The organism is Glycocaulis alkaliphilus, from assembly GCF_004000605.1.
GTDB classification, from domain to species: Bacteria; Pseudomonadota; Alphaproteobacteria; order Caulobacterales; family Maricaulaceae; genus Glycocaulis; species Glycocaulis alkaliphilus.
The window spans coordinates 83,577-104,543 of sequence record NZ_CP018911.1; the positions used below are offsets into that span (position 1 = coordinate 83,577).

Below are 20,967 nucleotides of genomic sequence, written 5' to 3' on the forward strand. Positions count from 1 at the left end.
GCGCCTTTAGTGCCCGGCACCCATATCAGGAGACCGAAATGTCGAAGATGAAGACCAAGAGCGGCGCCAAGAAGCGCTTCAAGGTGACCGGGACCGGCAAAGTGCTGGCTGCCCAGTCCGGCAAACGTCACGGCATGATCAAGCGGACGCCCAAGCAGATCCGCCAGAAGCGCGGCACCGACACTCTGGCGGCGCCTGACGCGAAGATCGTGAAGCAACACTACCTGCCCTACAGCCGCTAACGCGCTGGCCGGTACGTATATCCAACGTTTGAAGGACTGATATCATGGCTCGCGTTTCCTCAGGACCCGCTACCCACGCCCGTCACCGCAAGGTGATCAAGGCCGCCAAAGGCTATTATGGCCGCCGCAAGAACACGTTCCGCGCCGCCAATCAGGCAGTGGAGAAGGCCGGCCAGTACGCTTACCGCGACCGCCGCGTCAAGAAGCGTAATTTCCGTTCGCTCTGGATCCAGCGCATCAACGCTGCTGCCCGTCTGAACGACCTCACCTATGCCACGTTTATGAACGGGCTCAAGAAGGCCGGTATCGAGCTCGACCGCAAGGTTCTCTCCGATATCGCCATTCGTGAGCCCGAAGCCTTTACCGCCCTGGCTGACCAGGCGCGTTCGGCTCTCAAGGCGTAAGTGGCAGGTCCGGGCTGGCAACCAGCCCCTTTACGGATCACAAAAGCCCGCCTGCGAGCTCCGCAGGCGGGCTTTTTGCTGTTCGCCTCACACCAGAGTTTGAACCTGACGGCGAAAACGGCTCTAACCGGCGCTTCTGACACGAGACGGAATATGGCGATGACGACGAACGATGATCTGGGGGCGCTCGAGGCGCGCTACATGGCCGCGATCGAGGCGGCAGGCGATGTGCCTGCGCTGGAGGAAGTGCGGGTCGCCGCGCTCGGCAAGAAGGGCGAGGTCAGCCTGAAAATGCGCGATCTGGGCGCGATGAGCCCGGAGGAGCGCAAGGTCTTCGGCCCGGCGCTCAACGGGCTGAAAGACCGCCTGACCAGCGCCATCGAGGCGAAGAAATCCGCATTGGAAGCTGATGCGCTGAACGCGGCTTTGGCTTCAGAGCGCGTCGACATCACCCTGCCTGCCGCGCGTGCGCCCAAGGGCTCGCTGCACCCGGTGAGCCAGGTGATGGAAGAGCTCGCCGTGATCTTCGCCGATATGGGCTTTGCCGTGGCTGAAGGCCCGGACGTGGAGGATGATTTTCATAACTTCACCGCGCTGAACTTCCCCGCCGATCACCCTGCGCGCGATACGCACGACACCTTCTTCATGGAGAAGGGTGAGGACGGTACGGCGAAGCTCCTGCGCACCCACACCTCGCCGGTGCAGATCCGCACGCTGATGAATTCAGAGCCGCCGGTGCGCATCATCGCGCCGGGCCGGGTCTATCGCTGTGACTGGGACCAGACGCATACGCCCATGTTCCATCAGGTCGAGGGCCTTGTGATCGACAAGGATACCCATATGGGCCACCTCAAAGGGTGCCTTATCGACTTCATCGCGGCCTTTTTCGAGACCGATGAGGTGGAGGTGCGCTTCCGCCCTCACCACTTCCCCTTCACCGAGCCGAGCGCGGAGATGGATGTGCGCTATGAGCGCGTGGGCGATGCGGTAAAGGTCGGCTCCGGCGATAAATGGCTGGAGATTCTGGGCTGCGGCATGGTCCATCCCAACGTCATCAAGGCCTGCGGGCTGGACCCGGACGTTTATCAGGGCTTCGCCTTCGGCATGGGCGTCGACCGGCTTGCCATGCTGAAATACGGGATGAGCGATCTGCGCCCCTTCTTTGAGCCAGACCCGCGCTGGCTTTCCCATTATGGCTTCTCGCCGCTATTGCAGGCGAACCTTGCGACCGGACTGAGCTAGGAGACAAGACCGATGAAATTCACCCTCTCCTGGCTCAAGGAACATCTTGAGACGAGCAAATCCCTGTCCGAAATCGCCGATGCGATGACGATGGCGGGGCTCGAGATAGAGCATATCGACAATCCGGCCGACAGGCTGGCCGCGTTCACGGTCGCCCATGTGAAAGATGCCCAGCCGCACCCCGATGCGGACAAGCTGCGCGTCTGCACGGTGGAAACGGTCGATGGCGTCAAGCAGATCGTCTGCGGCGCGCCCAATGCGCGCGCCGGGATGACGGCCATCTATGCGCCGCTGGGCGCGTATATTCCGGGCCTCGACTTCGCGCTGGATGCCAAGCCGCGCAAGATCCGCGGCGTGGAAAGCCATGGCATGCTGTGCTCCACCAAGGAGCTGGAAGCGGGCGAAGACCATGACGGCATTGCCGACCTGACGGGCGACTGGGCCGTTGGCACCCCGGCTGCCGAGGCTCTGGGCTTCAATGATCCCGTCATCGATTTTGAAGTGACCCCGAACCGGCCTGACTGGCTGGGCGTACATGGCATTGCCCGTGATCTTGCCGCGGCCGGTGTCGGCACATTCAAGGACGAGGCCATCGCGCCGGTGAAGGGTTCCTTCCCCTGCCCGGTGACCATCGAGACCAGCTGGCCGGAGGCCTGCCCTGTCTTTGCGGGCCGGGTCGTGCGGGGCGTGAAGAATGGCCCGTCGCCGGAATGGCTGCAAAAGCGCCTTAAAAGTATTGGTCTGCGGCCCATCAATACGCTGGTCGATATCACCAATCTGATCTCGCATGAGCGCGCCCGCCCGCTGCACGTCTATGATCTCTCCAAAATTGGAACGACCATTCGTGCGCGCATGGGCCATGGCGAGAAGGACCGCTTCGAGGCGCTGGACGGGCGCGAGTATGACCCGCAGGCACATCATTGCGTGATCGCTGATGACACAAGGTGCCTCGGCCTTGGCGGCATTATGGGCGGCGAGTATTCAGGCTGCACGGGCACTACCGTTGATGTCTTTATCGAAAGCGCCTGGTTTGAGCCATCCATCATACGAACGACCGGCCGTGAGACGGGCATTGTCTCCGATGCGCGCTATCGCTTCGAGCGCGGCGTGGATACAGCTTCCGTCCTTCCGGGTCTGGAGCTTGCCACCCGCCTGATCCTCGATCTGTGCGGCGGTGAAGCGTCGGAGGTCTATGTCGCGGGCGAAGCACCGGCTGAGCCAGCACCGATTCAGTTCGATCCGGTGCGGGTGTCGCGCCTGACCGGACTCGATATTTCGTATGACCGTATCGCCAATATATTGACCGCTCTGGGCTTCGGCGTGGACCGTTCGGCGCCTGTCTGGACCGTCACCGTACCGAGCTGGCGGCGCGACTGCACGCAAGGCGCAGACCTGATCGAGGAAGTGGCGCGCATCGAGGGCTATGACCGCCTGCCTGCCACCAGCCTGAAGCGCCCTGCCGGGCGGTTTGAAGCGCCCGCAACGCCGATGCAGAACCGGGTGCGGGCCGCGCGCCGGGCTGCGGCCAACAGAGGCTATCAGGAGGCCGTTACCTGGTCTTTCTGCCGCGAGGATCAGGCCGCGCTCTTTGGCGGACACGGGGCAGGGCTGAAGCTTGCCAACCCGATCTCGTCAGAGCTCGACGTGATGCGTCCGAGCGCGCTGGTCCATCTCCTGCTATCCTTGCAGAAAAGCCTCGACAAGGGCCTGGCCGATCCGCGCTTCTTTGAAGCGGGGCCGATCTATCTGGATGACAGCCCCATCGGACAACGAACGGTCGTTTCAGTGGTGCGCGCCGCCAGTGCGGGCCGTGACTGGAAGGGCGCTGCCCAGCCGGACGTGTTTGATGCCAAGGCCGATGCGCTTGCCATTCTTGAAGCGGCAGGCGCGCCGGTTGCCAATCTGCAGGCAGCACCCGAGGCGCGCTCCTGGTGGCATCCCGGCCGGTCGGGCGTCTTACGTCTGGGCCCGAAAAATATCCTCGCGGAGTTCGGCGAGATCCATCCCGGCGTCCTCAAAACCCTCGGCGTGGAGGGGCGGGTGCTGGCCGCTGAAGTCTTCCTTGATGCCATCCCGGCCTCGAAAGCCAAGGGGCTCAAATCGCGCCCTGCCTTGCAGGTCTCTGATCTGATGGCCGTGCGGCGGGACTTTGCGTTCCTCACGCCGGACAGCGTGCCAGCAGGCGATCTCCTGCGGGCGCTCGCCGGGGCTGACAAGCAGCTTGTCTCGGACGTGGCGCTCTTTGACCGCTATGCGGGCAAGGGCGTGCCGGAGGGTCATGTCTCGCTGGCGGTGGAGGTGACCCTCCAGCCCACAGACAAGACCCTGACCGATGCGGATATTGATGCCGTGTCAAAGCGCATCATCGCCGCGGCCGAGAAGCAGGGCGCAAAGCTGAGAGGCTGATTGGACAAGGCAGAAGCCATCGCCGACAGGCTTGCAAAGCCCGTCTACGCCCTCCTCCACGATGAGGATGAGGGCCGGATGTGCGCCGACATCCCCGATGAGGCCTGCGCCCATCAGCCGCGCAATGTTGTGCTGTCGGCGCTGGTCCTGTCGCTGACCAAGACCGGCGACCGTCTGATGGATCCCAAGATCGTGCTCGCCTGGATGGTGAGTGCGCTTGGGGCGCCTGCGCTGATCGTCGGCCTGCTGTCGCCGGTGCGTGAGGCCTTGGCGCTCCTGCCCCAGCTTTTCATTGCGCGCATCATCCGCCAGCGTCCGCGCCGCAAATTCTTCTGGTCGCTGGGCTCTGCCGGACAGGCTCTGGCACTCGTCCTGATGGCGCTGTGCGCCCTCACCCTGCAGGGCTGGCCGCTGGGCCTTGGTGTGCTGGCAACGCTCGCCCTCTTTGCCATCAGCCGGGGCGTGTCCTCGGTTGCTTACAAGGATGTTCTGGGCAAGACGGTTTCAAAAGCCCGCCGCGGCGCGGTCGCCGGTTATGGCGCCAGCCTTGGCGGCATTGCTGCCAGCGCGCTTGGCGTGTGGCTGATGGTGATGGAGGCCAATGGCGGCGAGCCGGGCGCCCTCTTCTTTGCCGGCTTGCTCGTTACCGCATCCGGCCTCTGGCTGCTCGCTGCCGCGCTCTACCTGCTGCTGGCCGAAGCGCCCGGCTCCACCGATGGCGGCGTGAACGCGTTTGAAGCGGTAAGCCAGCAGTTGGCACTGGTCTGGCGCGAGCCGGACTTGCGCAGCTTCCTGATCGTACGCGCGCTATTGATCTCCACCGCGCTCGCCACACCCTTCTATGTCGCCATTTCGCAAGGGCAGACCGGCGCAGACCTGTCCGGCCTTGGCGGTTTCCTGCTCGCTGGCGCGCTGGCAAGCGCTGTTGGCGGGTGGGTGTGGGGCAAGGCGGCAGACGTCTCCAGCAGGCTCGTCATGGCCGCAGCCGGCGCGCTTGCAGCTCTGGCCGCCCTGGCGGTGCTGGCCAGCCTTCTCATGGGGGCGCCATGGGCGGACTCGGCCATTTTCTATGTGGGCATAGTCTTTGTGCTTTCGCTTGCCCATGAGGGCGTGCGCCTTGGCCGGTCCACCTATCTGGTGGACCTTGCCACGGAAGAAACGCGTGCCAGCTATACCGCTGTTTCCAACACCGTCATCGGCGCGCTGCTGCTCGTAATGGGCGCCATATCGGGTGCCGCTTTCAGCTTTGGCGCCGCATATGCCCTTGCCTTCCTGGGCGCCTGCAGCCTTGTGGCTGCAGGCATGGCCGCGAGGTTGAAGCCGGTCTCCGGCGTCTAGAAGGGCAGGATATTGCGGCGGCGCGAATAGGCCAGATAGCCGACATTGGCACCTGCGCGGAAACCCACACCTGAACGGATCGGGGCCAGCGTGATGTAATCGGCGCGCTGATAGTTCACGCCCATTCCGGCCACGAAATAGGCCGTGCCTTCAACGCCCGGGAAGCGCTGATAGATGCGGTCGGGCTGGTCGAGATTATAGATCAGGGTGAAGACCCGGCTGGCATTGCCGCCAGCATCAAAGCCCACCGACGGCCCCTGCCAGTAGACGCGTTGGGTGCCCGTTTCGCCGCGCAACACCATGTCGCCCTGGCCATAGCGCAGGCCGACACCGACCGCGCCGCTCGCCTCTTCGCCGATGATATAGCCGACCGGCTCGCCCAGATCGGAGAAGATCCGCTCCACCAGAACACCGGCCGCTTCGGCGGTAACGCCGAAGAAATCCGATACCGCCTCGACGATCTCGGTGCTGTTATAGGTTTCGCGCTCGGTTTGCGGCTGGGATCCCTGCTCGCCCGCGGGCCGCTCGGCCTGGGCATTACCTGCCGGCGCCGTGGCACAGGCGCCCATTACAACGCCGAAAGCAGCCGCGATGGCGGCAAGCCGTGCAGGACGGCTGGAAAGACTGGAAAGGCGCATCTTGGCAATCTCCGAAAGACAGGCAGGACCAGAAGCGGGCCCGCCACCTGTCAGCCCCTCACTCATCCATGCTGCGCCTTGGTTAAGGCGCAATTAAGGACGCGAGGCACTGGCAGGCCTGAAGGGAGAATGCGCAGGCCTTGCCGTTCGTTCCGCTATTGCGCGGGCTGGATGTCGTCGCCTGCGGGCGGCGTTATCTCGAAATTGGACATGGTATTGAAGCTGACAAACAGCATATGCAGCTCGGGCGACAGGTCTTCTGGCAGATAGGCTTTGAGCGCATCCGTTGTCAGGGCGAGCGGGCCTTCACCATGCCCTGAAGCCGTGCGCGCATAGGCCATCGTCCAGCCGCCAAACACCCGTGCATCAGCCTCTCCGGACAGGACAGGCACAACGCCGGTATGGCGGGTGTCCTTGCAGATGGAGGCAAATACCTGTTCCACGCTCTCGGGCGGACCTTCCAGCAATTGCATGAAATTGAAGCCGTTATAGATCAACAGGCCGGTGACGCCCTCTGCCTCGTTGCGGGCACGTGCGGTGTCCACAATGGCATCAATATCCGACAGCATCAGGTCCGGATGGGCCGTGCTGACATACACCAAGCGTGAAATACTCATAAATATCCTTAGTCGGGCGGACTCTCGCCCCCCTGTCACACCCGATCCCTGCGACACATAACCTGCAAATCGTGACGATTTAAAGTCCCGCGCGCTGTGCCGCGCAATGCGCTTGGCGCAAGGCCCTTGCGGTGCTACTTCCCCGCTCATGAGCACCAATCCCGCCAATATCCGCAATTTCTCCATCGTGGCCCATATCGACCACGGAAAATCCACGCTTGCAGACCGTCTGATCCAGATGACGGGGGCCTTACTGCGCGTGAGATGACCGAACAGGTCCTCGATAATATGGATATCGAGAAGGAGCGCGGCATCACCATCAAGGCGCAGACCGTGCGCCTGGACTATACCGCCCGCAATGGCGAGAAATACGTCCTCAACCTCATCGATACGCCGGGCCATGTGGACTTCGCCTACGAGGTGTCGCGCTCGCTCTCCGCGTGCGAGGGCGCGTTGCTGGTCGTGGATGCGGCGCAAGGCGTGGAAGCCCAGACGCTGGCCAATGTCTATGCCGCGATCGAGGTTGATCTCGATATTGTGCCGGTGCTCAACAAGATCGATCTGCCGGCTGCCGAGCCCGACCGGGTGCGCGCCCAGATCGAGGATGTGATCGGCATCGAAGCGCATGATGCGCTGGAAATCTCCGCCAAGACCGGCCTTGGCATTGAAGACGTGCTCGAAGCTATCGTCCACCGCCTGCCCGCGCCCGCGGCGGGTGATCCCGATGCGCCGCTCAAAGCGCTCCTCGTGGACAGCTGGTATGACGCCTATCTGGGCGTTATCTGCCTGGTGCGCATCCATGAGGGCACGCTGAAAAAAGGTATGCGCGTACGCCTGATGGGTACGGGCGCGAACTATAACGTGGACGGGGTGGGCGTGTTCCGGCCCACCAAGGTGAATGTGGATTCGCTGGGTCCGGGCGAGATCGGTTTTCTCAACGCCTCGATCAAGCAGGTGCGCGATGCGCGCGTCGGTGACACGGTTACCGAGGAAAAGCGTCCCACCGCGAGCATGCTGCCGGGCTTCAAACCCGCCATCCCGGTCGTGTTCTGCGGACTTTTTCCCGTCGATGCCAACGACTTCGAGGATCTGCGCGACGCGGTGGAACGCCTCGCGCTTAACGATGCCTCGTTCAGCTTCGAGATGGAGACCAGTGCCGCGCTCGGCTTCGGCTTCCGCTGCGGCTTCCTGGGGCTCCTTCACCTTGAGGTCATCCGCGAGCGGCTGGAGCGCGAATACGATGTAGACCTCATCACCACGGCCCCGTCCGTGATCTACAAGATCGCGATGACGGACGGCTCGGTGATCGATCTGCATAATCCCGCCGATATGCCCGATCCGGTGCGTATAGACACGATTTCAGAGCCGTGGATCAAGGCCACCATTCTGGTGCCCGACGAGTATCTGGGCGGCGTCCTGAAGCTGTGTGAGGACCGTCGCGGCATCCAGCGCGAGCTCACCTATGCGGGCAGCCGGGCCATGCTGGTCTATGAGCTGCCGCTCAACGAGGTGGTGTTTGATTTCTACGACCGGCTCAAAAGCGTCACCAAGGGCTATGCCAGCTTCGATTACCAGTTCATCGAGCACCGCGAAGGCGATCTGGTAAAGATGTCGATCCTCGTCAATGAGGAGCCGGTGGACGCGCTCTCCATGATCGTCCACCGCGCCCGCGCCGAAATGCGTGGCCGGGGCATGTGCGAGAAGCTCAAAGAGCTGATCCCCCGGCACATGTTCAAAATCCCGATCCAGGCGGCCATCGGAGGCCGCGTGGTCGCGCGTGAAACCCTCTCAGCCCTGCGCAAGGACGTGACGGCGAAATGCTATGGCGGCGACGCCAGCCGCAAGCGCAAGCTTCTCGACAAGCAGAAAGCCGGCAAGAAGAAGATGCGCCAGTTCGGCCGGGTCGAAATCCCGCAGGAAGCGTTTATTGCCGCGCTGAAGATGGACGGGGATTAGGGGATGTATGGCAGACTTTGATGCACCTGTATTCAAGGTTCTGGCCAACAATGATACTGGTGCCGCAAGTGGCCACCAAGGAGGTCTTGTTGTCCCCAAGGCACTTGAACAATACTTTCCACGCCTGACGGGAGAGACTTCTGCCGAAACTCCCACACTTGACGCGAATGTTACGCTCGAACTCTGGGTAGGCCCTCAACGTCTGGCTATCGTGCAAAGCCGATATCAATTTCAGACTTGGGGCGGCGAACGTAGTCCAGAACGTAGACTTACCGGAGGGTTCTCTGATTGGCGAAACAAGGCCAAGGGCGGAGATGTTGCGATCTTCAAGCGTAGCCTGGACGATGAATATTATTACCAGCTCACGCTCATCCGGTCGGAGGAACTGACCGAAGAATTGGCTCACGCTATTGCTGGCCGGAAATTTGGCGTTTTGCACCCCGATCAAGCCCCGACCGCCAACGAAGAGATCGATGAAGCTGAAAACCAGCTATTGACCAGCGAACGCCCCCAGCCACTGTTCGTGGAACGTGAACAACGCGATACGTCCGCCCGGCGACCAGTTAGATCGTATGCGTTCAGAGGCGCAGTCATTAAGGCTTATGGCGGATTTTGCTCCGTGACAGGCGAAGCAATATTTTCACCCTCCGGGGCATCCAGTTGTGACGCTGCGCACATCATTCCGGTTGAGGCCGGCGGCGCAGATGTGCTGGGGAACGGCATTTGTCTTAGGAAAGACCTACATTGGGCATTTGATAACGGTCTCTGGACGGTTTCGAGAGAACGGAAGGTCCTGGTGTCCTCAAAACTTGATCAGGAGCGGAACAAGCTATTGACCAAGCTGGCCAATTCGTCGCTGCTACTGCCTAAATCGAAAACATGGCACCCCGTCGACGAGGCGCTTAGCTGGCACAACGAGAACCGATTTCTCCGCTAGACCGTTTTGATTGAACAAAGTCCTCCAGTACAGCCAACTGGTTGGAAAGATTGCCTTGCTGTCGCAGAGCGCATTCCCAGCAGACAAAGGTTCGCCAGCCGTCCAACTGAAGGGCGACTATAGCCGCCGCGTCCCGCTCCCGGTTGCGCCCGATCTTGTCCCGCCAGAAGTCCTCGCGTGTCTTTGGCCATTTGAACAGGTGGCAGTCGTGGCCATGCCAGAAGCAGCCATGCACGAAGATGGCAACGCGGTACTTGGGCAGGACGATATCGGGCTTCCCCGGCAGGTCTTTGCGATGGAGCCGAAAACGATAGCCGCGCGCGTGCAGTGCGCGCCTGACCAGCATTTCGGGCCTGGTATCCTTGCGTTTGATTCCAGCCATCATCTGGCTACGCTTTTCGCGAGAGACGATATCAGCCATCAGTGCCGGAACGCGGTGGTTGCTCCATATTCAGGCCCAGCGCTCGTTCCAGAAACGGTTCGACGTGACGAGCAACGGCTTCAACGGCGGGCACCACAACGGAATTTCCGAACTGGCGATAGGCTTGCGTGTCCGAAACAGGAATTTTCCATTCCCGTTCCCCGCGTTCAAAGCCCATAAGCCGGGCACATTCGGTCGGCGTCAGCCTGCGAGGGCGCCCGACGGGCTGCTCGATCAGGATTTCCGAACCGTCCTTGTAGTAGCGGGCGGACAGGGTTCGCGCGACATCCTGCGGGCCACACAGGCCGAAGCCAAATCCGTTCCCTTGGCTGGCGTGCTTCTCCTTGTATCCCTGCAAATAGCCCCACAGATGCTCGGTCAGGGTGTATTTGGCATCTATCTCGTTGTGGGACTGGAGGATGTCACGCAGAACGGGCCACTCACTTTCAGGTGGAATCTGCTTCTCGAAGCCTGCAAAGCTGAAGCCCGCATTCTCCCTGAAACCCACGATGAAAATACGTTCGCGTTTCTGCGGTACCCATGGCCGGGCCGAAATCACGCGCCAGTCGATATGATAGCCCAGCTCGTTCTCAAGCCGGTCCCTGATAATGGCAAAGGTCCTGCCTTTGTCGTGACGCTCGAGGTTCTTGACGTTCTCCAGCACGAAGGCGGCGGGTCGATGATGCTTGAGAATATTCAGGACATCGAAGAACAGGTTTCCCTGCTCCTCGCAATCGAAGCCGTGCGCCCGGCCAAGCGCGTTCTTCTTTGATACGCCCGCAATGGAGAAGGGTTGGCATGGGAAGCCGGCCAGCAACACGTCATGTGCCGGGATCAGTGACGGATCGGCACTATAGGGCCGGATATCACCCGCATAATGGTGGGTGAACGGGTCATCCCGAAAGTTGGCCTTGTAGGTTTGCATGGCGAACCGGTCCCACTCGCTGGTGAAGACGCAGTGCCCGCCTATGGACTCAAAACCGAGGCGCAAGCCGCCAATGCCGGCAAACAGGTCAATGAAGCGGAACCGGTCAGAGGACTTTGACGGCTTCGCCTTTCCAGCAGATGCGATGCTCCTGAGGAGGGTTAGCTCCCCTTGCCTTGGCAGGCTTTCGCCGCGTTCGTACCGGTAAGCTGTAGCAGACGAAACGCCCAGCAAGGCCGCAATCTCGTTAACCGGCATGCCGAGGGAATGGCGCAAAGCAGAAAATTCGGTCTGGTTCATGCAACACCGCTAGGCTGATTTGTGTCAGGATGACAATATCCAACACAGTTGCATGTTCTTTTTATGTTCTCAACACAAAAAACGCCGCCGGATGATCTCCGGCGGCGTTCTGCGTTCAGCTGGCGTGTCTACTCGCCTGCGTCGTCTTCCGGTGCGGGTTCGTGATAATCGCCGCCATGATGCGCGTCTTCGGATGCAGCGTCATGGTCCATGCCGGCATGCGGATCAGCGGGCGCGGCGTCTGCTTCCGGCGCGACGGCGCTCAGGGGCAGGCGCACCGTGCTGCTGGCCCCGCTGGCAAATTCCAGCGTAACTTCAACTTCACCATCAAGAGAGGCGGTATCGACGCCGAAAATCATCAGATGATCGCCGCCCGGAGCAAGGGCGACCGTCTCGCCGGCCGGCAGGTCAATGGCCTCCACCTGACGCATGCGCATCACCTCGCCATCATCCTCCATCGTGTGGAGCTCCACGCGCGATGCGATGGGCGAGCTGGCGCCGACCAGCTGGTCGTCTTCTGCGCCTGCGCGCAAGGTCACATAGCCTGCGGTCACGTCGCGTCCGCCGGGCGGGGTGCGCACCCAGCCGGAGAGGAGCTCCGGTGCAACGGCTTCGGGCGCGGCGGCCAGCTCATCGCTGTCCGGGCTGGCCTCCTGCAGGGTGGGGGCGGCTTCAGGCGCAACCTCGTTGCTCGCCGGTGTGGCGGGCTCGCCGCAGGCCGCCAGGATGAGGGCGCTTGCCGACACGATGCCGGTCAGGAGATGGGGCGTGGACAGATTGGCAAGGGGGGCGGGGGATGTCATGTGCGCTCCGTTCAGGAAAAAGGCCGGGTGCGGAGCGGTTATCGGCTAGCGGCGCGGCACGGGCACTGCCGCGCGGGAGGGCATGTGAATGCTCCGCAACAGATCACGTCCCCCCGGCTGACAAGAAGTGGCCCGTGCCGGTCCGGTAAGCAAGCCCTGCAGGAAAATTTCGTAAGCCTCGCGGCGATCAGCCGCGCCAGTAACCCACCAGATCACGCGCTTCTGCGATCACCGGCTCGGCCACCGCGCGTGCCTTCTCCGCCCCTGCGGTGAGAATCCGGTCGATCTCGGCGCGGTCAGACAGAAGGCGCGCATAGGTGTCTGAAATGGGGCTGAGGAACTCCACCGCCACTTCGGCGAGGCGTGGCTTGAACACGCCGAAGCCTTGTCCGCCAAACGCGTCCAGCACGGCCTGGCTCGATGTGCCGGTTAGCGCCGCATAGATACCGACCAAATTCTTCGCTTCCGGGCGGCCTTCCAGCTCCTTGGTGCTGGCGGGCAGGGCTTCCGGATCGGTCTTGGCCTTCTTGATCTTGCGGGCGATCGTGTCGGCATCGTCAGCCAGATTGATGCGTGAATTGTCGCTTGCGTCGGATTTCGACATTTTTGCCGTGCCGTCTTTCAGCGACATGATGCGCGCGCCATCAGGCATGATGACGGGTTCAGGCAGCGGAAACACCGCCTCGCCCTTGCCAAAATCGCGGTTGAAGCGCGCGGCAATGTCGCGCGACAGCTCCAGATGCTGCTTCTGGTCCTCACCCACCGGCACATGGGTTGCCTTGTAGACGAGGATGTCAGCCGCCTGCAGGACCGGATAGGTGAACAGGCCAACGCTCGCGCGCTCGGCATCCTTGCCCGCCTTGTCCTTGAACTGTGTCATGCGCTCCAGCCAGCCAAGCCGCGCCACGCAGTTGAAGATCCAGGCCAGCTCTGCGTGTTCACGCACAGACGACTGGGCAAAGACCGCGCTGCGCGACGGATCAACACCTGCGGCGAGATACGCCGCCGCCACATTGCGCACGGCATCGGGCAGGGCCGCCGGATCGTGCGGCATGGTCATGGCGTGCATGTCCACCACGCAGTAGAAACACGGCACACCGCGCTCCTGCAGCGCCACCCAGTTCTTCAGCGCCCCCAGATAATTGCCAAGATGCAGCGCGCCGGTCGGCTGCATGCCGGACAGGATACGCTCAGGGCCTTTGTAATCGGTGGGGGTGTCGCTCATGGATCAGGTGCTCGGATGTAAGGAGGCGAAGGAGCGCAGGGAAACCTGCAGAAGGCGCCGGTTTAGCGGCGCTGACAGCAAGGCTCAAGGCGCAGGCGCGGCGTTAATCGCCGCTATCGCCAGCAGGCAGGGATTTGCTGGAGCGCTGTGGCTTTAGCGCCTCGGCAAATTCCGATGGTCTGACGGCGCCAAGGGCCAGGCAGGCAATGGCGAAGAGGCCTGCGCCCGCGCCTGCCACCACAACAAGGCTGATCAGCGTGTGCAGGCTTGCGTCAAGCATGGGCGCGATACCTGCCACAGCAGGCGGCAGTGCGCGCGCCAGAACCCATACGGCGCCCGCCATGATGAGCGAGGCCAGCAGGAGGCGCGGCGCGGTACGCACCAGCCGGGAATCAATCAGAAGAAGACCTCTGGCCCGCAGGGTTATGGCCAGCAGGCCCGCATTCACCCATCCGGCGAGGCTGGAGGCAATGGCGAGCCCGACAAAGCCCAGCCCGCCAAAGAACAGCGTCATCGCAAACACGAAATTCACCGCTACGGCTGCCAGCGCGAAACGCATCGGGGTTTTTGTGTCTTCGCGGGCGAAAAAGCCCGGCGCCAATACCTTCACCAGCACAAAGGCGGGCAGGCCCAGCCCGGCGATTGCCAGCGCGATCGCGGTATTGGTGGTGTCCTGAGTGGTGAACTGGCCGCGCTGGTAGAGCCCCGCTGTGATCAGCTCCGGAATAGCGATGAAGGCAAAGGACGCTGGAAGGGTGAGCGCCAGCGCGATCTCGATGGAGCGGTTCATGGCAAAATGCCCGCCCTTCTCGTCGCCGGAGCGCACACGGCGGGTAAGGTTTGGCAACAGGGCGATGCCCATGGCGATCCCGATCATCCCCAGAGGCAGCTGGTATAGCCGCTCGGCATAGTTCAGCCAGGACCGCGCGCCTTCTTCCAGCGTGGCGATAGACGAGGTGACAACCACGTTTACCTGCATCGCGCTGGCCGCCAGTGCGCCGGGAACGCCCAGCGCAATGAGGCGCTTCACGCGCGGTGTCAGCTTTGGCGGCAGGAGGCGCAAGTGCAGCTTTGCGCGCACGGCAGCCGTCCACAGGAGCGCCACCTGCATCACGCCGGATGCCGTCACCGACAGGGCCAGCCAGATGACCAGCTCTTCGGGCGGGCCAAGATCAAAGAGGAGGACGCCGATCATGGCGATATTGAGCAGGACCGGCGCGCCGGCCGCTGCGGCAAACCGGCCATTACTGTTCAGACCGCCGGAAATCAGCGCCGTCACCACCATGGCCAGCAGATAGGGCATCATGATCTGCAACAGCAGGACGGCCAGCGTCATGCCATCGGGATCACCAATCCGGCCGGGAAAGAAGATATAGGCGAGCCAGGGCGCAAAGATCTGGAACGCGATGACCAGTGCGGTGGTGAACGTCGCCATGAAGGACAGGGCCTCGGAGGCGAAACGGTCGGCCTCTGCCCGGTCCTTGTCTTCCAGCTCGCGCGCATAAAGCGGCACGAATGCCGCGTTGAACGCACCCTCGGCCAGCACACGGCGGAAGGTGTTGGGAATGGTCATCGCCTGAAAGAACGTATCGGCAATCGGCCCCGCACCCAGCCGCGCAGCGGTGAGAATCTCGCGCGCCAGCCCGGCGATGCGGCTCAGCAGGGTGAGGATGCTGATAACCCCAAGATTACGCAGCAGCCGCATTGTGTCAGCGTCCTGCGCTTGCTTCGGCGCGCAGGCGCGACGGCGCCCCGCTGGCGCCTGCCTCGCCGGATCCAAGCACGGTCATCAGCGCACTGGCGAGCGCCTTTTCCTTTTCAGGATCACTTATCTTGCGTCCCTGCTCCGTCACGTAGAAGACGTCGACCGCCCGTTCGCCATACCCGTCAATGCGGGCGGCCTGTATGGAGCAGCCCAGATCGGTTATCGCGCGGGCCAGATCGTGCAGCAGGCCCGGCCGGTCGCGCCCCGATGCCTCGATGACCAGCGCGCCGTCAGCCGCCTGACCTTCCAGCTTCACATAAGGGCTGACGGTGAAGGCGGCCTCGCGCCGGGCCACGCGCCGGGCCGGGATCAATATCTCGCCGCCCAGACCGCCGCGTGCGGCCTTTTCCACGCTCGCCCGCAGCCGGTCGAGCGCGGACAGGTCTGACCAGCCATAAGGCTTGCCGCCCTGTTCCTGCACGTAAAACACGTCAAACGCCGCGCCCCATGTGGTGGTGGCAACCTGCGCGCCGACCACATTGGCACCGGCGAGCGCCAGCGCGCCGGCAATGTCGGCAAACAGCCCGTCCCGGTCCGGCGCCAATATCAGCACCTCGGCGGCGGAGCGGCGCCGGTCCACGCGCACCCCGCAGGCCACCTCGCCTCCCCGGCTTTCAGCTGCGCGTACAAAAGCGGCGTGGCGCAGCCGGTCGCTTTCGGCGAAGGACAGCCAGTAGCTGTCATCCAGGCTGGCGATCCAGCGCCGGCCGAATTCCGGATCAATCCGCTCCATCTCCTTGCGGAACAGGGTGCGCGCGCGATCCGCGCGCCCATGCAGCCGGGCGCGGGCCTCTTCCTCGTCTGCGCGCTCACCGCCTGCCAGCACGGCGGCTGTGGCCTCGTAGAGATCGCGGATCAGCTGGGCTTTCCAGCCATTCCACACGCCGGGGCCAACGGCCCGTATATCCACCACGGTCAGCACGGTCAGAAGGCGCAGACGCTCCATATTCGCCACGCGTCCGGCGAAATCGAGCACGGTGCGCGGATCGGAGAGGTCGCGCCGCTGTGCGGCATCGCTCATTTCCAGATGATTGGCGATCAGCCAGGCCACCAGCTCTGTTTCGGCTTCCTCGATGCCCAGCCGTTCACACGCGCTGCGCGCGCGTTCCGCCCCTTCAATGCACTGATCGCCATTGCCCTTGCCGGTATCGTGCAGCAGCACGGCCAGATGCAGGGCGCGCCGGTGGGTGATCTCCGGGAAAATGCGGGTCGCCAGCGGGTGATCGGCCACCAGCTTGCCCTGCTCGATCTCGCGAAGGAGGCCCAGCGCATTGAGCGTATGCTCGTCCACCGTGAAGCGGTGATACATGTTGAACTGTGTACGCGCGACAATATCGCCAAATTCAGGGATATAGGCGCCCAGAAGGCCCGCCTCGGTCATCGCCCGCAAGGTGATGCGCGGATCGTCAGATTCCAGCAATATCGCAAAGAAGCTGCGCGCGGCGCGCTCATCGCGGCGCAGGCTGTCATCCACCAGGCGCAAGGAGCGAGAAACCAGCGCCACCGCGTCCGGGTGCAGGTCGAGATGGCGCGCAGCCGCCAGCTCGAACAGGGTCAGCATCAGGACCGGGTCTTCCTCCACCCGCGACGGATCGGCAAAGGCCAGACGGCCCGAACGCACCACAAATCCGGCTTCTTCAAGGGCGTTATCACCCTTCTGGACGCCATCGGCAGGCATGAAGCGGCCAATGCCCGAGGGCGGGTCTTTCAGCTCATCGGCTTCCAGCTTGGCGCAGACCAGGCGGGTCAGCGCGCCGACATCGATGGCGCGCTTGAAATAGTCACGCATGAAGTCTTCGACGCCCAGCGTGTCCTCGCTGTCGGCATAGCCCATCAGCGCGGAAATCTCCGGCTGGGTATCGAAGGTCAGCCGGTCATCCTTGCGGCCATTGAGCGTATGCAGATGGAAACGCACCGCCCAGTAGAAGTCCTCGGCGCGCAGATAGCGCTCCACGTCCTGCACCGTGAGAAGACCGCTCGCTACCCAGCGCTCCATCGCGTCATTGCCGTAGAGCACCTGCGCCAGCCAGCGCAGGGTCTGCAGATCGCGCAAGGCGCCCTTTCCGTCCTTGATATTGGGCTCGACCGCATAGCGGCTATCGCCCTGCCGGTCGACGCGCGTATCGCGCTCGGAGAGCTTGGCCGCGATAAAGGGCGTGATGGATTCGCGGGTGCGGTGAGCGCGGCCAAATTTGAGGCGCAGCGTACTCACCAGCCGCTCATCGCCCGACACCCAGCGCAGATCGAGAAGCGCGGTACGCTCCGAAACATCATCGGCAACCAGCGCCAGCGCCTCGTCCACGGTGCGGATCGCGCCGCCGCCTATATTCAGCCCGCAATCCCACAGCACGTAGAGCATGCGCTCCACGATGGCCTCTGCGCCTTCGCGCGGCGGTGTGCCGGTGAGGAAGAGCAGATCAATATCCGATTGCGGGGCCAGCTCGCCTGCCCCCCAGCCGCCCAGCGCGCACACGGCAAGGCCCGGCGCAGTTGCGCCCGCCTCGTCAAAATCGCTCGCAACGGAGTCAAACAGGGCGCGCACGGCGGCATTCATCACACCGGACAGTGCCCGCGCGGCCTCCAGCCCGCCGCCCTTGCCCGCGAGTTTGCTGGCGGCATGAGCGCGACCGGCGGCAATGAACTTTTTGAGCCGGCCAATACCGGCCTGGCGCGCTGCCGCCTGCTCCCAGCCCTCGCGGGTGGCAGCGGCCAGCTCTGCGCGCAGGCGCAGGCCGTCAAGCGAAGCGGGAAGGGCAGAAAGACGCATGGGGAGCGTCTTACGCCTTTCGAGCGCATCCGTCAGCCATCGATTTGTGTGAGGTGTTTCAAAAGACAAGCTGTATCACACCCTCGCATTGCGGCAGACTGGGGCGCAATCTGCGGCTAGCGGGTTTGCCCATCGGTGTGCGGGGAGATGGCGGGGATGTGCAGACACTTCATACTGGCTGGCATCCTGCTTGTGGCCGCGGGGTGCAGTGCGCCCTCCCATGAGCCTGTTCCCCCGTCCTTGCAGGCCGATATAGCGTTTCCGGCCAATCCCGGAGATCAGCCCGGCGCGCCAGCGCTTGATCCGGCGGCCCTCATGATTTCCTCCAACAGGGCAGCGCGCGAACGCGCCATGGACCGCGTATTCCAGCCGCGCGGTGACTTGCCGGAATGGGAATATGCGCTCCCCCTCGACTGGAGCGCCGATCCGTTTGGTGATCTCAACTGGCAGTTCCAGCTGCATGCCTGGCGCATGCTGAACCCGCTGGCGGACCAGTATGCGCGTCAGCACGGTCAGGCATATTTTGACCGCGCGGTTGACATCGCGCGCGACTGGAAAGCCTGGCACACAGACCGTTCGGCCCCTTTGAGCTGGCAGGACATGGCGACGGGATTGCGGGCCTCCATGCTGGCCTATCTGATCCGCGAAGCGCGCGCCGGACGGGCCGCAATCGGTGAAGATGGCTGGGGTGATCTTCTCCAGCTGGCGCGCGCCCACGGGGAGATACTGACCCGGCCGGGCTTCATCCCCGACGATAATCACGGCATTTTCGCCGCGCACGGCCTGATGGCCCTTTGCCAGACCATTGGCGAAATGCCTGAGTGTGCGTCAGGTCAGCCCCTTGCCGTGCGGCGCATGGACGAGCTGTTCGCGGGCCAGTTTCTCGAAGACGGCGTCCATGCCGAGCACTCGCCGGACTATCACTGGTTCGCGATGACGGTGTTTGAACGCGTGGCCTCGACCGGCTGGTATGCGCAAACCCGCTTTGATGCCGGTCTGGCCCGTGCCCGTGCGGCCGCACCCTACCTGCTGCATGCAGACGGACACCAGCCTGGTCTTGGCGATAGCGAGCGCACACTGCGCGAGAGCGATCATGCGCGCCTGCCCGCAACGCCTGACACCTGCCTGGATGAGGATGGCGATAACTGCGTCCTGCTGCGCCATTTCGATCAGGCAGGCTATGTCATTGCCCGCTCGGTGCGCGGCGCGCGCGACCCGCATTCCCTGTTCTTCACCTGTGGCTGGCACTCCACCATCCATAAACACCCTGATGAGCTGAGCTTTGAATGGTGGGCGTTTGGCGGGCTGATCCTCGCCGATAGCGGCAAGTACGGATACACGCCCGATGATACCCGCGCCTTTGTGCTCTCCCGGGCGGCGCACAACACGGTCAGTTTTGGTGGCCGCGAACCCCATCAGCCCGATGGTGGCGGGCCCTTTCCGGGCGCCTGCACGAGCGAACCCCGCCAGGAAGACGGAGCCATAGTCCTGTCGGGCGCCTACGATCCGCCCGGCCCGGCGGACCACCATGCCCGCGAGATCTACTACCGCCCCGGTGAAAGCCTTGTGGTCCGTGACCGGGTGGAGCATCGCGGCGGCTTCAGCCAGTGGTTCCACTTCGCGCCGGGCATTGATGTGTCACAGACCGGCGGGGCTGGTGAGTTGCGCGCAGACCTTGGCGACTCCCGTCCCTCCCTCGGCATCCATACCGATCCTGCCTGCAGCACGCGCCTGTATCATGGCAGCCGCCAGCCCATGCAGGGCTGGATGAGCACCGGATACGGCGAGATGACGGCGCGCCATACGCTGGAAGTCGTCTGCCCGGCCGGCGTGGCCGGGGCTGAAGCGCGCTTCGAGGTGGTCCGCTAGCGCGCGCCCGCCTCGACAATGAGCGCTTCACTGGCTGGCACTTCGCCGCGCACCAGCGCCTGATAGGCATTCAGGGCCGCGCTTGCGCCCTCAAGGCTGCGCCAGTCCAGAAGATTGTCTGCTGCCGCAGCGAATTGCGACCAGGCCTCGCCCTGCCGCTTCGCAAACCCGTCCGGTCCCCATTCGGCGACCCGGTCACGGGCATGGTCGGGGGCAAAGAAGAAAACGGGCCGGGGACCCGGCAGGCCTTGCGCCGGCGTGCTGTCATCCCAGTGTGCCCCGCCGACGCGGATATTGGCGTTCAGGTTCTCGCCAAAACGGGTGTGGAGCGCCCGGTTCACCTCGGCCGAACCGGCAAAATCGACGATCAGCCGGGCCGGTTCCGGGTCCATGTTCTCTATTGTCTCATAGGCGATGACGTCGTCATAGAGCCCGCTGCTCTTCACGAAAGCCGCGTTACGCGCCGAGGTCAGCCCTTCAATGCGCAAGGTTTCCGGCTGGTTGCGCTTTAACAGGAAGGCCAGCGCCAGCGCTGTCTTGCTGGACGCGCTGGTCAGCACAATGCGCTGCGCTGCTGAGAAGCCATTATCGCGCAAATGCACATCGATGAGGAAGGAGGTGAGAAACAAGGGCTGCAGCACCATCTGCGCCGCTTCGCGCGCCGGATCATACCCCGAAGCTGCCGCGCAGCGCTCATAGCGGTTATAGACCGGCGGCAGCTCGGCGCGATGGCTGGCGGCGTCGAAAAAGCTGTCGGGGCGGATCTTGCCCGGCGTGACGATGAGCTCACTGGCGGCGGGCAGATAGCCATAGACGCGCTCGCCCGTTTTGAGCCCATCGCAGCGGCTTTCTGTTATTTCAGCAAAGCCCCAGACCGGCAGGCGGCCGCGCCCGTCTGCGCCCGGAAAGAAGCGCCAATAGCCCATTGCCTCACCAAAGGCGGCATAGGTGATATTATTGGCCGTCAGCGCAAAGCGGTCAATGGCAAGGCGGGCCTCGCCGGCCTCAAGTGGGCGCGAGCTCGCCTCGATGATCGTGGCTTTTGTGATGTCGGCTTTATCAATGCTCAGCGCCCAGCTCATGGCCCGCCTCTCCTTTTCGCGAAGGGTGTT

Annotated in this window: 16 protein-coding genes and 1 pseudogene; 8 read left to right on the plus strand and 9 right to left on the minus strand. The window is 63.3% G+C overall.

Annotated features, from left to right (window positions below; genetic code table 11):
* The first annotated feature begins 38 nt into the window (after positions 1-38).
* From rpmI to X907_RS00485, 5 genes are all read left to right on the plus strand, one after another.
* Complete coding sequence (gene rpmI / locus X907_RS00465) at positions 39-242, plus strand: 50S ribosomal protein L35 (RefSeq protein WP_127565111.1); 204 nt, start codon at positions 39-41, stop codon at positions 240-242.
* Positions 243-286: 44 nt separating this feature from the next.
* A complete protein-coding gene (gene rplT, locus X907_RS00470) occupies positions 287-646 on the plus strand; it encodes a 50S ribosomal protein L20 (protein ID WP_127565112.1) in 360 nt (119 codons plus the stop codon).
* Positions 647-805: 159 nt separating this feature from the next.
* Complete coding sequence (pheS, locus tag X907_RS00475; protein ID WP_127569203.1) at positions 806-1,888, plus strand: phenylalanine--tRNA ligase subunit alpha; 1,083 nt, start codon at positions 806-808, stop codon at positions 1,886-1,888.
* Between the two features lie 12 nt (positions 1,889-1,900).
* Complete coding sequence (gene pheT, locus X907_RS00480; protein ID WP_127565113.1) at positions 1,901-4,294, plus strand: phenylalanine--tRNA ligase subunit beta; 2,394 nt, start codon at positions 1,901-1,903, stop codon at positions 4,292-4,294.
* Positions 4,295-5,632, plus strand: a complete 1,338-nt coding sequence (locus X907_RS00485) for an MFS transporter (protein ID WP_127565114.1) — start codon at positions 4,295-4,297, stop codon at positions 5,630-5,632.
* On the opposite strand, the gene X907_RS00490 is transcribed toward X907_RS00485, so the two are convergent.
* The gene (locus X907_RS00490) at positions 5,629-6,270 is read right to left on the minus strand and encodes a DUF1134 domain-containing protein (protein WP_233352438.1); all 642 of its coding nucleotides are present in this window, start codon (positions 6,268-6,270) and stop codon (positions 5,629-5,631) included. The two genes, X907_RS00485 and X907_RS00490, sit on opposite strands and share 4 nt — an antisense overlap.
* A gap of 155 nt (positions 6,271-6,425) precedes the next feature.
* On the minus strand, positions 6,426-6,887 hold the full coding sequence (locus X907_RS00495) for a BLUF domain-containing protein (RefSeq protein WP_170175403.1): 462 nt from the start codon (positions 6,885-6,887) through the stop codon (positions 6,426-6,428).
* A 148-nt stretch (positions 6,888-7,035) separates the two neighbouring features.
* Between X907_RS00495 and lepA the strand changes: the two are divergent.
* Together lepA and X907_RS00505 are read left to right on the plus strand one after the other, a co-directional pair.
* A pseudogene (lepA, locus tag X907_RS00500) lies at positions 7,036-8,843 on the plus strand (translation elongation factor 4).
* 7 nt (positions 8,844-8,850) lie between these two features.
* On the plus strand, positions 8,851-9,780 hold the full coding sequence (locus tag X907_RS00505; protein ID WP_127565116.1) for an HNH endonuclease: 930 nt from the start codon (positions 8,851-8,853) through the stop codon (positions 9,778-9,780).
* Here the strand turns inward: X907_RS00505 and X907_RS00510 are convergent.
* The 6 genes from X907_RS00510 to X907_RS00535 all read right to left on the minus strand — a co-directional run bounded on the left by X907_RS00510 (position 9,746) and on the right by X907_RS00535 (position 17,986).
* Complete coding sequence (locus X907_RS00510; protein WP_127565117.1) at positions 9,746-10,201, minus strand: very short patch repair endonuclease; 456 nt, start codon at positions 10,199-10,201, stop codon at positions 9,746-9,748. The genes X907_RS00505 and X907_RS00510 overlap by 35 nt on opposite strands.
* Complete coding sequence (gene dcm / locus X907_RS00515; RefSeq protein WP_127565118.1) at positions 10,194-11,426, minus strand: DNA (cytosine-5-)-methyltransferase; 1,233 nt, start codon at positions 11,424-11,426, stop codon at positions 10,194-10,196. Before dcm ends, X907_RS00510 begins: the two co-directional genes overlap by 8 nt.
* A gap of 128 nt (positions 11,427-11,554) precedes the next feature.
* A complete protein-coding gene (locus tag X907_RS00520; protein WP_127565119.1) occupies positions 11,555-12,229 on the minus strand; it encodes a copper chaperone PCu(A)C in 675 nt (224 codons plus the stop codon).
* Positions 12,230-12,416: 187 nt separating this feature from the next.
* Complete coding sequence (gene trpS / locus X907_RS00525) at positions 12,417-13,454, minus strand: tryptophan--tRNA ligase (protein WP_127565120.1); 1,038 nt, start codon at positions 13,452-13,454, stop codon at positions 12,417-12,419.
* A gap of 103 nt (positions 13,455-13,557) precedes the next feature.
* The gene (gene murJ, locus X907_RS00530) at positions 13,558-15,159 is read right to left on the minus strand and encodes a murein biosynthesis integral membrane protein MurJ (protein WP_127565121.1); all 1,602 of its coding nucleotides are present in this window, start codon (positions 15,157-15,159) and stop codon (positions 13,558-13,560) included.
* A gap of 4 nt (positions 15,160-15,163) precedes the next feature.
* Positions 15,164-17,986 carry a [protein-PII] uridylyltransferase gene (locus X907_RS00535; RefSeq protein ID WP_127565122.1) on the minus strand — a complete coding sequence of 941 codons (2,823 nt, stop codon included), beginning with the start codon at positions 17,984-17,986 and terminating at the stop codon, positions 15,164-15,166.
* A 156-nt stretch (positions 17,987-18,142) separates the two neighbouring features.
* Here X907_RS00535 and X907_RS00540 point away from each other — a divergent pair, with 156 nt between their 5' ends.
* Positions 18,143-19,855 carry a heparinase II/III family protein gene (locus X907_RS00540; RefSeq protein ID WP_170175404.1) on the plus strand — a complete coding sequence of 571 codons (1,713 nt, stop codon included), beginning with the start codon at positions 18,143-18,145 and terminating at the stop codon, positions 19,853-19,855.
* Here the strand turns inward: X907_RS00540 and X907_RS00545 are convergent.
* A complete protein-coding gene (locus tag X907_RS00545; protein WP_127565124.1) occupies positions 19,852-20,937 on the minus strand; it encodes a DUF2855 family protein in 1,086 nt (361 codons plus the stop codon). The genes X907_RS00540 and X907_RS00545 overlap by 4 nt on opposite strands.
* Between the last annotated feature and the right edge of the window lie 30 nt (positions 20,938-20,967).

Coding starts and splice junctions, on each gene's coding strand:
- rpmI (WP_127565111.1), top strand. CDS start 39: ATGTCGAAGATGAAGACCAAGAGCGGCGCCAAGAAGCGCTTCAAGGTG.
- rplT (WP_127565112.1), top strand. CDS start 287: ATGGCTCGCGTTTCCTCAGGACCCGCTACCCACGCCCGTCACCGCAAG.
- pheS (WP_127569203.1), top strand. CDS start 806: ATGACGACGAACGATGATCTGGGGGCGCTCGAGGCGCGCTACATGGCC.
- pheT (WP_127565113.1), top strand. CDS start 1,901: ATGAAATTCACCCTCTCCTGGCTCAAGGAACATCTTGAGACGAGCAAA.
- X907_RS00490 (WP_233352438.1), bottom strand. CDS start 6,270: ATGCGCCTTTCCAGTCTTTCCAGCCGTCCTGCACGGCTTGCCGCCATC.
- X907_RS00495 (WP_170175403.1), bottom strand. CDS start 6,887: ATGAGTATTTCACGCTTGGTGTATGTCAGCACGGCCCATCCGGACCTG.
- X907_RS00505 (WP_127565116.1), top strand. CDS start 8,851: ATGGCAGACTTTGATGCACCTGTATTCAAGGTTCTGGCCAACAATGAT.
- X907_RS00510 (WP_127565117.1), bottom strand. CDS start 10,201: ATGGCTGATATCGTCTCTCGCGAAAAGCGTAGCCAGATGATGGCTGGA.
- dcm (WP_127565118.1), bottom strand. CDS start 11,426: ATGAACCAGACCGAATTTTCTGCTTTGCGCCATTCCCTCGGCATGCCG.
- X907_RS00520 (WP_127565119.1), bottom strand. CDS start 12,229: ATGACATCCCCCGCCCCCCTTGCCAATCTGTCCACGCCCCATCTCCTG.
- trpS (WP_127565120.1), bottom strand. CDS start 13,454: ATGAGCGACACCCCCACCGATTACAAAGGCCCTGAGCGTATCCTGTCC.
- murJ (WP_127565121.1), bottom strand. CDS start 15,159: ATGCGGCTGCTGCGTAATCTTGGGGTTATCAGCATCCTCACCCTGCTG.
- X907_RS00535 (WP_127565122.1), bottom strand. CDS start 17,986: ATGCGTCTTTCTGCCCTTCCCGCTTCGCTTGACGGCCTGCGCCTGCGC.
- X907_RS00540 (WP_170175404.1), top strand. CDS start 18,143: ATGTGCAGACACTTCATACTGGCTGGCATCCTGCTTGTGGCCGCGGGG.
- X907_RS00545 (WP_127565124.1), bottom strand. CDS start 20,937: ATGAGCTGGGCGCTGAGCATTGATAAAGCCGACATCACAAAAGCCACG.